The organism is Streptomyces sp. NRRL S-920 (assembly GCF_000717945.1).
Lineage (GTDB): Bacteria > Actinomycetota > Actinomycetes > Streptomycetales > Streptomycetaceae > Streptomyces > Streptomyces alboniger.
This window is the reverse complement of sequence record NZ_JODF01000021.1, coordinates 70,908-84,550: the sequence shown is the minus strand read 5'-3', so window position 1 is coordinate 84,550 and position 13,643 is coordinate 70,908. Positions and strand designations below refer to the sequence as shown.

Below are 13,643 nucleotides of genomic sequence, written 5' to 3'. Positions count from 1 at the left end.
CCGGGTACCCCGAAGCGTCAGGAGGTGCGCAGCGCCTCCAGGAGGCCGACGCGGTTGGTGGTGATCGCGTCGACGCCCGCGTCGATCAGCCGGCGCATCGAGCGGCGGGTGTCGGGGGTCCACGCCGAGACGAGGAAGCCGTCGCGGTGCACCTGGAAGACCAGTTCGCGGTCGACCAGCGGGAAGCGGTAGTTGAGCCAGCGGGGCTTCACCGCGTCGAGCAGGACACGGCGGGGCGGGGCCAGTGTCGTCCAGGTCAGTGCGATCTCCGCGGCCGGATCGGCGTCGCGCACGGCGAGCATCGTCTCCCCGCCCGCGCAGTAGTGGACGCGGTCCGCGGCCCCGCACTCCGCGACGACCCCGACGATCGTCCGCACGGCGTCGTGCGTCGCCCCTGGCAGATCGATCATCACCCGGTGCCCCGCCGTGGCCGCGAGGGCCGCTTCGAGGGTCGGCACACCGCCCTCGGTGAGGCCGTCCACCTCGGCGGAGGACAGCACGCCGAGCGGACGGTCGTACCCCCACAGGCGTTTGAGCGTCGCGTCGTGCAGCAGTACGGGTACGCCGTCGCCGCACAGGCGTACGTCGATCTCCACCGCGTCCGCGCCCTGTTCGAACGCGGAGCGCAGGGACGGGAGGGTGTTCTCGCGGACGCGGTAGGGATCGCCTCGGTGGGCCACGGCTGTCACAGTGCGCATGGCCCCATTGTGGTGCCGGGTCAGGATGCCAGCCACGTCTCCGTGTACGTGTCGATCTCGGCGGCGATCCTGGCCTTGCCCGCGGGGTCGAGGAAGGACGCCTCCACGGCGTTCTTCGCGAGGGCCGCGACGCCGCGTTCGTCCAGGCCGAGGAGGCGGGCCGCGACGGCGTACTCGTTGTTCAGGTCGGTGCCGAACATGGGCGGGTCGTCGGAGTTGACCGTCACGGTCACCCCGGCCTCGACGAACTGCCTGATCGGGTGCTCGTCGAGGGTGCGCACGGCGCGCGTCGCGATGTTCGAGGTCGGGCAGACCTCCAGCGGGATGCGGCGCTCGGCGAGGTGGGCGAGGAGCTTCGGGTCCTGCGCGGAGGTGGTGCCGTGGCCGATGCGCTCGGCGCCCAGGTGGATCAGGGCGTCCCAGACGGTCTCGGGCCCGGTCGTCTCGCCCGCGTGCGGCACCGAGTGCAGACCGGCCGCGATGGCCTGGTCGAAGTAGGGCTTGAACTGCGGACGGGGCACACCGATCTCGGGCCCGCCGAGCCCGAAGGAGACCAGGCCCTCGGGGCGCAGCTTGTCGGTGGTGGCGAGCCGCGTCGTCTCCTCGGCGGCAAGGAGCCCGGCCTCGCCGGGGATGTCGAAGCACCAGCGCAGTACGGTGCCGAACTCCGTCTCGGCGGCCTTGCGGGCGTCCTCGATGGCGTCCATGAAGGCGCGGTCGTCGATGCCGCGGCGGACGGAGGAGTACGGGGTGATGGTCAGCTCGGCGTAACGCACGTTCTGCCGGGCCATGTCCCGGGCCACCTCGTAGGTGAGCAGGCGCACGTCCTCGGGGGTGCGGATCAGGTCCACCACGGAGAGGTAGACCTGGATGAAGTGCGCGAAGTCCGTGAACGTGAAGTAGTCGGCGAGCGCCTCGGGGTCGGTCGGCACCGCGGAGTCGGGGTGCCGGGCGGCCAGCTCGGAGACGATGCGCGGGGAAGCCGAACCGACGTGGTGCACGTGCAGCTCCGCCTTGGGCAGCCCGGCGATGAAGGCGTGCGGGACGAGCGGGTCGTACGGGTCTCGCGCGGTGGCGGCTGCGCTCTGCTGCTCGGTCACGGTTCCTCCCCAGGAACGGGCTTGATCGGCTGATCGATGGGTCGGGGATCATCGTAGGCGGGGGTCTTCGCGGGCGAAGCGGGGGCCGTAGCATGACGGAACGTATGAAAGAGGTGACCGCCATGCCGGACGGCGCGGAGGGCGCGGACGGCGCGGGTGCGCCGGGGGAGCGGGATCCTTGGGCTCCGCCCGCGGAGGACGTGAAGGACGCGGGGGCGCCGCGGGGAGTGCCGGGCCCGGCCGGGCCGCCCGCGGCTCAGGTCCGGTGGGCGGGGACGCCGATGCCGGGGGCCGCGGTGCCCCCGCCCCCGCCGACCGGGGGGCCGGGAGAACCGGTGCCGCCGCCTCCGATATCACCGGACGGGCCGGGGCAGGCGGCGTACGGGTACCCGGGGCAGGGGCCTGCCGGTTTCCAGGGGTACGAGGGTCAGGCGGGGCCCGCCGGTCAGCAGGGTTACCCGGGCTCTCCCGGATACGCCGGATACGCGGGATACCAGGGCGGTCCGCCCGGATACGGCTGGCCCTCCCTGCCGATGGCGCCCGCGAACGGCATGGGCGTGGCCGCACTCGTGCTCGGCATCATCGCCACGGTCTGCTTCTGTCTGGGCCCGCTGGCGGTCGTCCTCGGCGTCCTCGCGGTGGTCTTCGGCGCGGTGGGGCGCGGGAAGGCGCGGCGGGGAGAGGCGACGAACGGCGGCCAGGCGCTGGCGGGGATCATCTGCGGGTCGGTCGGCATCGTGCTGGGGGCGGCCTTCTTGGTGATCCTGATGACAATGCCGGAGGAGCCCGCGACGGACGCCTTGCGCTATGCCTCCACGGTGATCACAGCCAGGTCCTAGGGCGCGGACACGTCCTGGGCCCCCCGGCCGGTTCACCCCGCGTCGCACCGCGAGGACAGGAGCGCCCGCGCTTCCATGAGCGCGAATCCGAGGAGGTTCGGCCCCCGCCACCGCGCCGGGTCCCGGATCAGGGGGTCGTCCGCCGCGAGGCCCACCCCCCACACGCGGTCCAGCGGGCTCGCCTCCACCAGCACCTGCCGGCCCGTCCCCGTGAGGAACTCCCTCAGTGCCGGGTCCGACGTGAACTTGTGGACGCTGCCCCGCACCACGATCTCGAACCGCTCCCGGGCCCAGGCCGCCTCGTCGAAGCCCCGCACGCCCCGCCCCGCCTTCTTCGCTTCGGCGGGCGTCCGTGCCGCGAGGATCGCCCGCTCGGCGTCCGCGTCGGCGAAGAGGCGGGCCTTGCCCGCCATCATCCAGTGCTCCGCCGACGCGTAGGTGACGCCGTCCACGGTGAAGGGCGAGGGCCACCACTGGCTGAGGCAGCTGCGGCCGAGGGAGCCGTCCCGTTTCGGGGTGTGGCCCCAGAAGTACAGGTACTCCACCGGCTCGCCCTCGCTCACCGCGCGGACCAGCGCGTCCACCGAGCGCACCGATTCGATCTTCGTCATGCACGCGAGTCTGGCACGCACCACTGACACACCGTCCTGGGTTTTCCGGGACGACTCGACACCTGGTCGACAGATTCCGTCGCGTAACCAAAAGGCAACAACGGAATCACTTGTTGGACTATCCCTGCTCTGCCAGGATCGGCACTCAAATCGATCTGGAGCTACGCCGACCCCTGTGGGACGGGGAGGGCGGCGGAGGAGAGCGTCATGCACAACTTCCAGGCGCGGGACCATTTCGCGGACGGCGCGCAGTACATCGCCGGGCGGCTGACCAAGGGCACCTCGGGCCGGACCCACGCGGTCGTGGACCCGGCCACCGCCGAGGAGGTCTACTCGTACGAGCTGGCCGGAAGAGACGACGTCGACGCCGCCGTCGCCGCGGCGGCCGAGGCGTTCCCCGGCTGGGCGGGCGCCACTCCGGGCGAGCGCTCGGACGCCATGCACCGTTTCGCGGGCGTGCTCGCGGACCGCGCCGAGGAGTTCGCGCAGGCCGAGTCGTTGCAGTGCGGCAAGCCGATCAAGCTGAGCCGCGAGTTCGACGTCCCCGGCACCGTCGACAACACCGCCTTCTTCGCGGGCGCGGCCCGCCACCTCCAGGGCCAGTCGGCCGGCGAGTACACCGGGGACCACACCTCGTACGTACGCCGGGAGCCCATCGGTGTCGTCGGCTCCATCGCCCCCTGGAACTACCCGCTCCAGATGGCCGCCTGGAAGGTCCTCCCGGCGATCGCGGCCGGCAACACCATCGTCCTGAAGCCCGCCGAGCTGACCCCCTTCACCTCGCTCCTGTTCGCGCAGGCCGCCACCGAGGCCGGCGTCCCGGACGGTGTCGTCAACATCGTCACGGGGGCCGGAAAGGACGCCGGTGAGCACCTCGTCGGGCACCCCGACGTCGCCATGACGTCCTTCACCGGGTCCACCGGCGTCGGCAAGCGCGTCGCCGAGATCGCCACCGCCACCGTCAAGCGGCTGCACCTGGAGCTGGGCGGCAAGGCGCCCTTCGTGGTGTTCGACGACGCCGACCTCGACGCCGCCGTGCACGGCGCGGTCGCCGGAGCACTCATCAACTCCGGACAGGACTGCACGGCCGCCACGCGCGCGTACGTCCAGCGTCCGCTCTACGACGCGTTCGTGGCGGGCGTCGCCGACCTCATGGCAAGTGTGCGGCTCGGCGATCCCTTCGACCCGAGCACCGACATGGGCCCGCTCATCTCGCACGCGCACCGCGACCGCGTCGCCGGATTCGTCGACCGCGCCCGCTCCTACGCGCGCGTGGTGACCGGCGGCGAGGCGCTCCAGCACCCCGGCGCGTACTACAAGCCCACCCTCATCACCGACGCCGCGCAGGACAGCGAGATCGTCCAGTCCGAGATATTCGGACCTGTGCTCGTCGTACTGCCCTTCGACAGCGACGACGAGGGCATCCGCCTCGCCAACGACACCCCCTACGGCCTCGCCGCCTCCGCCTGGAGCCGCGACGTGTACCGCGCGGGCCGCGCCACCCGCGAGATCAAGGCGGGCTGCGTCTGGGTCAACGACCACATCCCGATCCTCAGCGAGATGCCGCACGGCGGCTACAAGGCCTCGGGCTACGGCAAGGACATGTCCGCGTACTCATTCGAGGAGTACACGCAGGTAAAGCACGTCATGTTCGACAACACGGCGGTGGTCCGCAAGGACTGGCACCGCACGATCTTCGGGGACCGATAGCCAACAGGCCGCATGACCGGCGGCCGCCTTCCTCCCGAAAGGGCATCCACGCGCATGGAGCAGTACGAGCCCAATTGCCTCTCCCCGGCCCAGCTGGCCGCCATGCACCGCAGCCTGCGGAACGGCCGGGGTTCCCTGACCCGCCGTTCCCTGCTGCGCGCCGCCACGGGCGGCGCGCTCGCCGCCGGTGGACTCGGCGCGCTGAGTGCCTGCGGGATCCCCGCCGCGGGCAAAAGCCAGGGTGAGGTCTCGTCCGAGGACCACTCGGCCACGGAGAAGCGGCTCACCTTCTCCAACTGGACCGAGTACATGGACGTCGACGAGAAGGACAAGAACCGGCGGCCCACCCTGGCGGCGTTCACGAAACGCACCGGGATCGAGGTCAAGTACACCGAGGACATCAACGACAACGTCGAGTTCTTCGGGAAGATCAAGCCGCAGCTCGCCGCGGGCCAGGACACCGGCCGCGACCTCATCTGCGTCACGGACTGGCTCGCGGCACGGCTCATCCGTTTCGGGTGGGTCCAGAAACTGGACGCGGCCAACCTGCCGCACGCGTACGCCAACCTGTCGTCCCAGTTCCGCGACCCCGACTGGGACCCGGGCCGGGCCTACTCGTATCCCTGGACCGGCATCTCCGCCGTCATCGCGTACAACAAGAAGGCGACCGGCGGGAAGAAGGTCACCTCGGTATCGCAGCTGCTCGACGACCCCAAGCTCAAGGGGCGCGTCGGATTCCTCTCCGAGATGCGCGACACCGTCGGCATGACGCTCCTCGACATGGGCAAGGACCCGGGGGACTTCAGCGACGACGACTACGACGCGGCCATCGCCCGCCTCCAGAAGGCCGTCGACAAGAGGCAGATCCGCCGCTTCACCGGCAACGACTACACCTCGGACCTCGCCAAGGGCGACATCGCCGCCTGCGTCGGCTGGGCCGGTGACATCGTGCAGCTCAAGGCCGACAACCCGGACATCGACTTCCACATCCCGGACGCGGGTTACATCACGTCCACGGACAACCTCCTCGTCCCGAACAAGTCACGCCACAAGCGCAACGCCGAGCGGCTCATCGACTACTACTACGAGCCGGAGCCGGCGGCGCGCCTCGCGGCGTACATCAACTACGTGTGTCCGGTGGACGGGGTCCAGGGCGCGCTCGCGAAGATCGACGCGGACGCGGCGTCGAATCCGCTGATCATTCCTGACAAGGAGATGAAGGAGAAGTCGCGGGCGTTCCGGTCGCTCACGTCCAAAGAAGAGACCGCCTACGAAGAGAAATTCGCGAGGTTGACCGGCGTGTGACGCCGCGTGGGCTGTGGCCGCCTGAACCTGCGGACCCGTTGTGGCTGGTCGCGCAGTTCCCCGCGCCCCTGAAGGGGCGCCTCCGTTGCCCCTCTACTCTCCCCTGGACCCCCTCATGACGACTGCTCAAGAACACGGCGGCGACGTCCGTCTCACCGGGATCAGCAAGACGTACGGCTCCTTCACCGCCGTGCACCCGCTCGACCTCACCGTGCCGCAAGGCTCCTTCTTCGCGCTGCTCGGCGCGTCCGGCTGCGGCAAGACCACCACACTCCGCATGATCGCCGGCCTGGAGGAGCCCAGTTCGGGCACCGTCCACCTCGGCGACCAGGACGTCACGGCTCTGCCGCCGTACAAGCGGCCCGTGAACACCGTCTTCCAGTCGTACGCGCTCTTCCCGCACCTCGACATCTTCGAGAACGTCGCCTTCGGCCTGCGCCGCCGCGGCATCAAGTCCGTGAAGAAGCAGGTCGGCGAGATGCTCGACCTCGTCCAGCTCGGCGAGCAGGCCCGCAAGAAGCCGCACCAGCTCTCCGGCGGCCAGCAGCAGCGCGTCGCCGTCGCCCGCGCGCTCATCAACCACCCCAAGGTGCTCCTGCTCGACGAGCCCCTCGGCGCCCTCGACCTGAAGCTGCGCCGCCAGATGCAGCTGGAGCTGAAGCGCATCCAGACCGAGGTCGGCATCACCTTCGTGCACGTCACGCACGACCAGGAGGAGGCCATGACGATGGCCGACTCCGTGGCCGTGATGAACGGCGGCCGCGTCGAACAGCTCGGCGCCCCCGCCGACCTCTACGAGAACCCGCGCACCACCTTCGTCGCCAACTTCCTCGGCACCTCCAACTTCATCGAGGCGGAGGTCGCCGCGCAGAGCGGCGACGACCTGGTCGTGAAGGCGGGCGACTGCAAGCTGACGCTGCCCACCGCCCGGTGCAGCGGCCCCACCACGACAGGCGGCAAGGTCCTGGTCGGCATCCGCCCCGAGAAGATCTCCCTCACCCACGCCGACGACGCGGGGCGCATCCCCGAGGGCCGCAACCGCATCACCGGGCGCATCGCCGACAGCAGCTTCATCGGCGTATCGACGCAGTACGTCGTGCACAGCCCGGTCTGCCCCTCCTTCGAGGTGTACGCGCAGAACATCGAGCGCGACGGCCGCCTCACCCCGGGCGCCGAGGTCGTCCTGCACTGGAACCCCGCGCACACCTTCGGCCTCGACGCCGCCCAGGATGTCGAGGCGGGCGTCGAGAAGGTCGAGGAGGACGCCACCGCATGACGACGACCCTCACCGAAGCGCCACCGGCGAAGGACCCCGAAGACCCGGCTCCCGCACCGCGCGGGCCCCGTCGGCGCGGCCGACTCACCCCCTACTGGCTGCTGCTTCCCGGCATCCTCTGGCTCATCGTCTTCTTCGCGCTGCCGCTGGTCTACCAGGCGTCGACATCGGTACAGACCGGCTCGCTCGAAGAGGGCTTCAAGGTCACCTGGCACTTCGCCACCTACTGGGACGCGGCCGCCGACTACTGGCCGCAGTTCCTGCGCTCGGTGCTCTACGCGGGCTCCGCCACGGTGCTGTGCCTGCTGCTCGGCTATCCGCTCGCCTATCTGATCGCGTTCCGCGCGGGCCGCTGGCGCAACCTCATCCTCGTGCTGGTCATCGCGCCGTTCTTCACCAGCTTCCTGATCCGTACGCTGGCCTGGAAGACGATCCTCGCGGACGGCGGCCCCCTCGTGGGCGCCCTCAACTCCCTGCACGTCCTGGACGTCACCAGCTGGCTGGGCGTCACCGACGGCGACCGGGTCCTCGCCACACCGCTCGCGGTGATCTGCGGACTCACGTACAACTTCCTACCGTTCATGATCCTGCCGCTCTACACCTCGCTGGAGCGCATCGACGGACGTCTGCACGAGGCGGCCGGTGATCTCTACGCCAAGCCGTCCACGACCTTCCGCAAGGTGACGTTCCCGCTCTCCATGCCGGGCGTCGTCTCCGGAACGCTGCTGACCTTCATCCCGGCGACGGGCGACTACGTGAACGCGGATCTGCTCGGATCGACCGACACCCGCATGGTCGGAAACGTCATCCAGACGCAGTTCCTGCGCGTTCTGGACTATCCGACCGCGGCAGCCCTGTCCTTCATCCTCATGGCCGCCATTCTCCTCATGGTGACCTTCTACATCCGCAAGTCGGGGACGGAGGATCTCGTCTGATGGCCATTCTTCGCCGGCTGCGGCGCAATCTCGTCGTCATCGCGGGCCTGTGCACGCTCGCCTATCTGCTCCTGCCGAATGTCGTCGTCACGGTCTTCTCCTTCAACAAACCGAAGGGCCGCTTCAATTACTCCTGGCAGGAGTTCTCCACCGACGCCTGGCAGAATCCGTGCGATGTCGCCGATATGTGCGGCTCGCTCTCCCTGAGCCTCCAGATCGCCACCTGGGCCACGATCGGCGCGACCGCGCTCGGCACGATGATCGCCTTCGCCCTCGTGCGCTACCGCTTCCGGGCCCGCGGCGCCATCAACTCCCTGATCTTCCTGCCGATGGCGATGCCCGAGGTCGTCATGGCCGCCTCGCTGCTCACGCTCTTCCTCAACATGGGCGCCCAGCTCGGCTTCTGGACGGTCCTCATCGCCCACATCATGTTCTGCCTCAGCTTCGTGGTGACCGCCGTCAAGGCGCGGGTCATGTCGATGGACCCCCGTCTGGAACAGGCCGCGCAGGACCTCTACGCGGGCCCCGTGCAGACCTTCCTGAGGGTCACGCTGCCGATCGCCGCCCCCGGCATCGCGGCGGGCGCGCTGCTCGCCTTCGCGCTCTCCTTCGACGACTTCATCATCACGAACTTCAACGCGGGCTCGACCGTGACATTCCCCATGTTCGTCTGGGGATCCGCACAGCGTGGCACGCCCGTTCAGATCAATGTGATCGGTACGGCGATGTTCCTCGTCGCCGTGCTCCTGGTGCTCGCCGGAATGCTGATCGGCAAGCGCCGCAACAAGCAGTCCCGGTAATTCCCGCCGTTTCAGAAGGAGTGGAAATCATGGCCCCAAGCGCCATGACCCGTTGGACCAAGTCCCTCTCCGACGCCCAGCCGGTCTCGTACTGGCTGGACGACCCCGGCAAGCCCGCCCCCGAGCCCGCCCTCACCGGCGACGAACGAGGCGACCTCCTCGTCGTCGGCGGCGGCTACAGCGGACTGTGGACCGCCCTCAACGCCAAGGAGCGCGACCCGCACCGCGATGTCGTCCTCGTCGAGGGCCGCGAAGCGGGCTGGGCCGCCTCGGGCCGCAACGGCGGCTTCTGCGCCGCCTCCCTCACCCACGGCGTCGCCAACGGCCTGTCCCGCTGGCCCGGTGAGATCGAGAAGCTGGAGGAGCTGGGCGCCCGCAACCTCGACGAGATCGAGGCGGCCGTCAAGCGCTACTCCATCGCCTGCGACTTCGAGCGCACCGGCGAGATCGACGTCGCCACCGAGCCGCACCAGGTGGCCGAACTCCACGAGATGTACGAGGAGATGGCCGCCCACGGCCTGGCGGGCGGCGCCGAACTGCTCGACGCGGACGCCGTGCGCGCGCAGGTCGACTCGCCGACCTTCCTCGGCGGCCTGTGGGACCGCGACGGCGTCGCCATGCTGCACCCGGCGAGGCTCGCGTGGGGCCTGAAGCGGGCCTGCCTGGAGAAGGGCGTACGCGTCTACGAGCACACGCCCGCCCTGGAACTGGCCCGGACCGGCGCGGGGATGGCGGTCCGCACCCCGTACGGCAGGGTCTTCGCCCGCCAGGTGGCGCTCGCCACGAACATCTTCCCCTCGCTGGTCAAGCGCGTCCGCGCGTACACCGTGCCGGTCTACGACTACGCGCTGATGACCGAGCCGCTGACCGAGGGCCAGCTGGCCGCGATCGGCTGGCGCAACCGGCAGGGACTCGGCGACAGCGCCAACCAGTTCCACTACTTCCGGCTCTCCGCCGACAACCGCATCCTGTGGGGCGGCTACGACGCGATCTATCCGTACGGCGGGAAGGTGCGCGCCGAGTACGACCACCGCCCCGAGACGTACGCGAAGCTCGCCGGGCACTTCTTCACCTGCTTCCCGCAGCTTGAGGGGGTTCGCTTCACGCACGCGTGGGGCGGCGCGATCGACACGTGCTCGCGCTTCTCGGCGTTCTTCGGCACGGCCCACCAGGGCCGCGTCGCGTACGCGGCGGGCTATACCGGCCTCGGCGTCGGGGCCACCCGGTTCGGCGCCGACGTCATGCTCGACCTGCTCTCCGGTGAGCGCACGGAACGCACGAGCCTGGAGATGGTCCGCACGAAGCCGCTGCCGTTCCCGCCCGAGCCGTTCGCCTGGACGGGCGTCGCGCTGACCAAGTGGTCGCTCGCCCGCTCCGACGCCAACGGCGGCAAGCGGAACCTCTGGCTCAAGACGATGGACAAGCTGGGGCTCGGCTTCGACAGCTGAAGCGGCGCAGGTGCCGGCTGAACCGGCGTACGCCCCACCGCCGCGGCGCGAGCCGCCTCACTACCAACAAGTAGCCGAACCCGCGTAATGCCCGGCTCCCGGGCCCCTCTCACCAGTGACACGCACAGCCGTCACCGGGAAACAGGGAGGTCCAGCCATGACTGGCTCGGGAGCGAGGTCGGCGCTCGAATGGCTCGTATCGGTGGCACCGGATCCGGACGCCTGCCGATGGGAATGGGAGCGCAACCCGTACGGCGTCGCGCTCCTGCCCGCCGGCAGGCGCTGGGACGTGCTGATTCTCCCCGGCGAGCTGGGCCACCCCACGCTCGACGTGCTGACCTGCTGCACCGACCGCCCGGGGCCGGTGCTCGCCGACTTCGGCGACGCGCGCATGGGCTTCTTCGTGCCGGCGGGCACGGTCGCCCACTGGCTCGGCACGGGGGTGCGCGGCGCGGGCCGCGGCACCTGGATCGTCGTGCCCTACCCCGGGCGGGTGACGGGCGGCGTCCGCTGGCTGGTCCCCCCGGACGGATCCGGCACGCTGACGGACCCCGCGCTGCTCGAACTGGCGATGCACGAGGCGGCCGCGGGCCTCGCCCGGGAGACCCGGGACGAGGAGGCGTGACCGCCGTACCGCCCGACCACCGCCACCAGCACGCGCAGCAGCATCCCGCACAGCAGCCACGAGGCCACCACGTCGAGCGGCCAGTGATATCCCCGCCGCACGAGACCGAAGCCGACGGCGACGTTCAGCACCGCGCAGCCGACGAGCAGCGCGCGACGGCCGTACGAGCCGCGCAGCAGGGGGAGCAGGAGCAGCGCCGCCGCTCCATAGGCGACGGCGGCCGTCGCGGCGTGGCCCGAGGGGTAGAAGCCGTCGTGGCCCGCCATGCCCGGCGGCCCCGGCCGGCCGATGGCCGCCTTGAGCGGCACGACGAGCGCGGGCACCGCGGCCATGGCGAGGGCGGCGGCCACCGCGGGCAGCCACCAGCGGACCGTACCGGCGCGATGGCCGCGCCAGGCGGTGCAGACGAGGACGGCGAGGAGGACCGGCACCGCGACCGTGAGATTGCCGAGGTCGGCGAGGAACTCCGCGGCGCGCCCCGGCAGGCGGCTGCCGCTCAGGGCCCGCCCCGCGCGCTCGTCGGCCCGGCGCAGCGGCCCTTCGGCGACGACCTGCCAGGTGAGCAGCGCGAACACGAGCGCGCACAGGCTGAGGAAGAGGGGCGGCCGCCCCGGCACAGGGGGGGTTGTCCCGAGGCGGCCGGAAGGACCGGGGTGCCGCGCGCCCCGGGGGGTCTGGGGCGTGCGGTCATCCGATCGGTGAGGAGTTCCGGAGCCAGCGGCTCCGGGTGCGTGCGCGAGGGCACGACCGGGACGGGCCCGGGGAGGCTCCGACCTGGTGTCGCCCACAGTCCCCTGTGGGCGGGGTGTCTCTCTCATCCGGAGAAACCGTACGGCAGAAACGTACGACAGAGGCGTGCGGCCCGACAGGCGGTTCGGCAACCTGTCATGGGGCCCGCACACCTTCTTCACACGCCCCGACGCTCCCTTGGACTCAGACGCCGGCGAAGGCGTTCTCGATGATGTCCAGGCCCTCGTTGAGCAGGTCGTCGCCGATGACCAGCGGCGGCAGGAAGCGCAGGACGTTGCCGTAGGTGCCGCAGGTCAGGACCAGCAGGCCCTCCGCGTGGCAGGCCTTGGCCAGGGCCGCGGTGGCCGCCGGGTGGGGCTCCTTGGTCGTCCGGTCCTTGACCAGCTCGATGGCGATCATCGCGCCGCGGCCGCGGATGTCGCCGATGATGTCGAACTTCTCGGCCATCGCCGTGAGGCGGGCCTTCATCGTCGACTCGATCGCCTTCGCCTTGGCGTTGAGGTCCAGCTCCTTCATCGTCTCGATGGCGCCGAGCGCACCGGCGCAGGCCACCGGGTTGCCGCCGTAGGTGCCGCCGAGGCCGCCCGCGTGCGGGGCGTCCATGATCTCGGCGCGGCCCGTGACGGCGGCGAGCGGCAGACCGCCCGCGATGCCCTTGGCCGTGGTGATCAGGTCGGGGACGATGCCCTCGTCCTCGCAGGCGAACCACTGGCCGGTGCGGCAGAAGCCGGACTGGATCTCGTCCGCGACGAAGACGATGCCGTTGTCGTTGGCGAACTTCACGATCTCGGGCAGGAAGCCCTTCGCGGGCTCGATGAAGCCGCCCTCGCCGAGCACGGGCTCGATGATGATCGCGGCGACGTTCTCCGCGCCGACCTGCTTGGTGATCTGGTCGATGGCCTGCTTGGCGGCCTCGGGTCCGGCGTTCTCGGCGCCGGTCGGCCAGCGGTAGCCGTAGGCGACCGGGACGCGGTAGACCTCGGGGGCGAACGGGCCGAAGCCGTGCTTGTACGGCATGTTCTTGGCGGTCAGCGCCATCGTGAGGTTCGTACGGCCGTGGTAGCCGTGGTCGAAGACGACGACGGCCTGGCGCTTGGTGTACGCACGGGCGATCTTGACGGCGTTCTCGACGGCCTCGGCGCCGGAGTTGAACAGCGCCGACTTCTTCTCGTGGTCGCCCGGCGTCAGCTCGGCGAGCGCCTCGGCGACCGCCACGTACCCCTCGTACGGCGTGACCATGAAACAGGTGTGCGTGAAGTCCTGGAGCTGGGCGGAGGCCCGGCGCACCACGGCCTCGGCGGAGGCACCGACGGAGGTCACGGCGATGCCGGAACCGAAGTCGATCAGACGGTTGCCGTCGACGTCCTCGATGATGCCGCCGTCCGCGCGGGCGGTGAAGACGGGCAGCACGGAGCCCACGCCACCGGCGACCACGGCGGTACGGCGGGCCTGAAGCTCCTGCGACTTCGGGCCGGGGATGGCGGTGACGACGCGGCGCTCCTGCGGGATGTCGCTCATGCGGGGCTCCTGTTTCTGGGGGGTTGGA

Annotated in this window: 11 protein-coding genes and 2 pseudogenes; 8 read left to right on the top strand and 5 right to left on the bottom strand. The window is 70.6% G+C overall.

Going from position 1 to position 13,643, the window contains the following annotated elements:
• Window positions 1–17 precede the first annotated feature (17 nt).
• Window positions 18–698: a glycerophosphodiester phosphodiesterase gene (locus IG54_RS0117650; RefSeq protein ID WP_030784521.1), complete on the bottom strand. Its 681-nt coding sequence runs from the start codon at window positions 696–698 to the stop codon at window positions 18–20.
• Window positions 699–718: 20 nt separating this feature from the next.
• Window positions 719–1,836, bottom strand: a pseudogene (locus IG54_RS0117645) (adenosine deaminase).
• A gap of 54 nt (window positions 1,837–1,890) precedes the next feature.
• Between IG54_RS0117645 and IG54_RS0117640 the strand changes: the two are divergent.
• Window positions 1,891–2,637: a DUF4190 domain-containing protein gene (locus tag IG54_RS0117640; protein ID WP_234336221.1), complete on the top strand. Its 747-nt coding sequence runs from the start codon at window positions 1,891–1,893 to the stop codon at window positions 2,635–2,637.
• Between the two features lie 32 nt (window positions 2,638–2,669).
• Here IG54_RS0117640 and IG54_RS0117635 read toward each other — a convergent pair whose 3' ends face one another.
• Window positions 2,670–3,248 (bottom strand): NADAR family protein, encoded by a 579-nt coding sequence (locus IG54_RS0117635; protein WP_078594205.1) that lies wholly within the window; start codon window positions 3,246–3,248, stop codon window positions 2,670–2,672.
• 207 nt (window positions 3,249–3,455) lie between these two features.
• Here IG54_RS0117635 and IG54_RS0117630 point away from each other — a divergent pair, with 207 nt between their 5' ends.
• From IG54_RS0117630 to IG54_RS41330, 7 genes are all read left to right on the top strand, one after another.
• A complete protein-coding gene (locus IG54_RS0117630; RefSeq protein ID WP_030784508.1) occupies window positions 3,456–4,958 on the top strand; it encodes a gamma-aminobutyraldehyde dehydrogenase in 1,503 nt (500 codons plus the stop codon).
• A gap of 54 nt (window positions 4,959–5,012) precedes the next feature.
• Window positions 5,013–6,263: an ABC transporter substrate-binding protein gene (locus tag IG54_RS0117625; protein ID WP_030784506.1), complete on the top strand. Its 1,251-nt coding sequence runs from the start codon at window positions 5,013–5,015 to the stop codon at window positions 6,261–6,263.
• Window positions 6,264–6,378: 115 nt separating this feature from the next.
• The gene (locus IG54_RS0117620) at window positions 6,379–7,539 is read left to right on the top strand and encodes an ABC transporter ATP-binding protein (RefSeq protein WP_030784502.1); all 1,161 of its coding nucleotides are present in this window, start codon (window positions 6,379–6,381) and stop codon (window positions 7,537–7,539) included.
• Window positions 7,536–8,474, top strand: coding sequence for an ABC transporter permease (locus IG54_RS0117615; protein WP_030784498.1), 939 nt, complete (start codon window positions 7,536–7,538; stop codon window positions 8,472–8,474). The genes IG54_RS0117620 and IG54_RS0117615 overlap by 4 nt, the downstream gene beginning before the upstream one ends.
• Window positions 8,474–9,274: an ABC transporter permease gene (locus IG54_RS0117610; RefSeq protein ID WP_030784495.1), complete on the top strand. Its 801-nt coding sequence runs from the start codon at window positions 8,474–8,476 to the stop codon at window positions 9,272–9,274. The genes IG54_RS0117615 and IG54_RS0117610 overlap by 1 nt, the downstream gene beginning before the upstream one ends.
• 29 nt (window positions 9,275–9,303) lie before the next feature.
• The gene (locus IG54_RS0117605; RefSeq protein ID WP_030784493.1) at window positions 9,304–10,722 is read left to right on the top strand and encodes an NAD(P)/FAD-dependent oxidoreductase; all 1,419 of its coding nucleotides are present in this window, start codon (window positions 9,304–9,306) and stop codon (window positions 10,720–10,722) included.
• A gap of 157 nt (window positions 10,723–10,879) precedes the next feature.
• Window positions 10,880–11,347: a hypothetical protein gene (locus IG54_RS41330; protein ID WP_234336219.1), complete on the top strand. Its 468-nt coding sequence runs from the start codon at window positions 10,880–10,882 to the stop codon at window positions 11,345–11,347.
• A 23-nt stretch (window positions 11,348–11,370) separates the two neighbouring features.
• Here the strand turns inward: IG54_RS41330 and IG54_RS38010 are convergent.
• Both IG54_RS38010 and gabT read right to left on the bottom strand, forming a co-directional pair.
• Window positions 11,371–12,165, bottom strand: a pseudogene (locus IG54_RS38010) (phosphatase PAP2 family protein); the annotation flags it as partial.
• A 115-nt stretch (window positions 12,166–12,280) separates the two neighbouring features.
• The gene (gabT, locus tag IG54_RS0117595; protein WP_030784487.1) at window positions 12,281–13,615 is read right to left on the bottom strand and encodes a 4-aminobutyrate--2-oxoglutarate transaminase; all 1,335 of its coding nucleotides are present in this window, start codon (window positions 13,613–13,615) and stop codon (window positions 12,281–12,283) included.
• Window positions 13,616–13,643: the final 28 nt, after the last annotated feature.

What these genes read in the sequence shown, in the direction of transcription:
- IG54_RS0117650 (WP_030784521.1), bottom strand. Translation starts at nt 698, where the DNA reads ATGCGCACTGTGACAGCCGTGGCCCACCGAGGCGATCCCTACCGCGTC.
- IG54_RS0117640 (WP_234336221.1), top strand. Translation starts at nt 1,891, where the DNA reads ATGACGGAACGTATGAAAGAGGTGACCGCCATGCCGGACGGCGCGGAG.
- IG54_RS0117635 (WP_078594205.1), bottom strand. Translation starts at nt 3,248, where the DNA reads ATGACGAAGATCGAATCGGTGCGCTCGGTGGACGCGCTGGTCCGCGCG.
- IG54_RS0117630 (WP_030784508.1), top strand. Translation starts at nt 3,456, where the DNA reads ATGCACAACTTCCAGGCGCGGGACCATTTCGCGGACGGCGCGCAGTAC.
- IG54_RS0117625 (WP_030784506.1), top strand. Translation starts at nt 5,013, where the DNA reads ATGGAGCAGTACGAGCCCAATTGCCTCTCCCCGGCCCAGCTGGCCGCC.
- IG54_RS0117620 (WP_030784502.1), top strand. Translation starts at nt 6,379, where the DNA reads ATGACGACTGCTCAAGAACACGGCGGCGACGTCCGTCTCACCGGGATC.
- IG54_RS0117615 (WP_030784498.1), top strand. Translation starts at nt 7,536, where the DNA reads ATGACGACGACCCTCACCGAAGCGCCACCGGCGAAGGACCCCGAAGAC.
- IG54_RS0117610 (WP_030784495.1), top strand. Translation starts at nt 8,474, where the DNA reads ATGGCCATTCTTCGCCGGCTGCGGCGCAATCTCGTCGTCATCGCGGGC.
- IG54_RS0117605 (WP_030784493.1), top strand. Translation starts at nt 9,304, where the DNA reads ATGGCCCCAAGCGCCATGACCCGTTGGACCAAGTCCCTCTCCGACGCC.
- IG54_RS41330 (WP_234336219.1), top strand. Translation starts at nt 10,880, where the DNA reads ATGACTGGCTCGGGAGCGAGGTCGGCGCTCGAATGGCTCGTATCGGTG.
- gabT (WP_030784487.1), bottom strand. Translation starts at nt 13,615, where the DNA reads ATGAGCGACATCCCGCAGGAGCGCCGCGTCGTCACCGCCATCCCCGGC.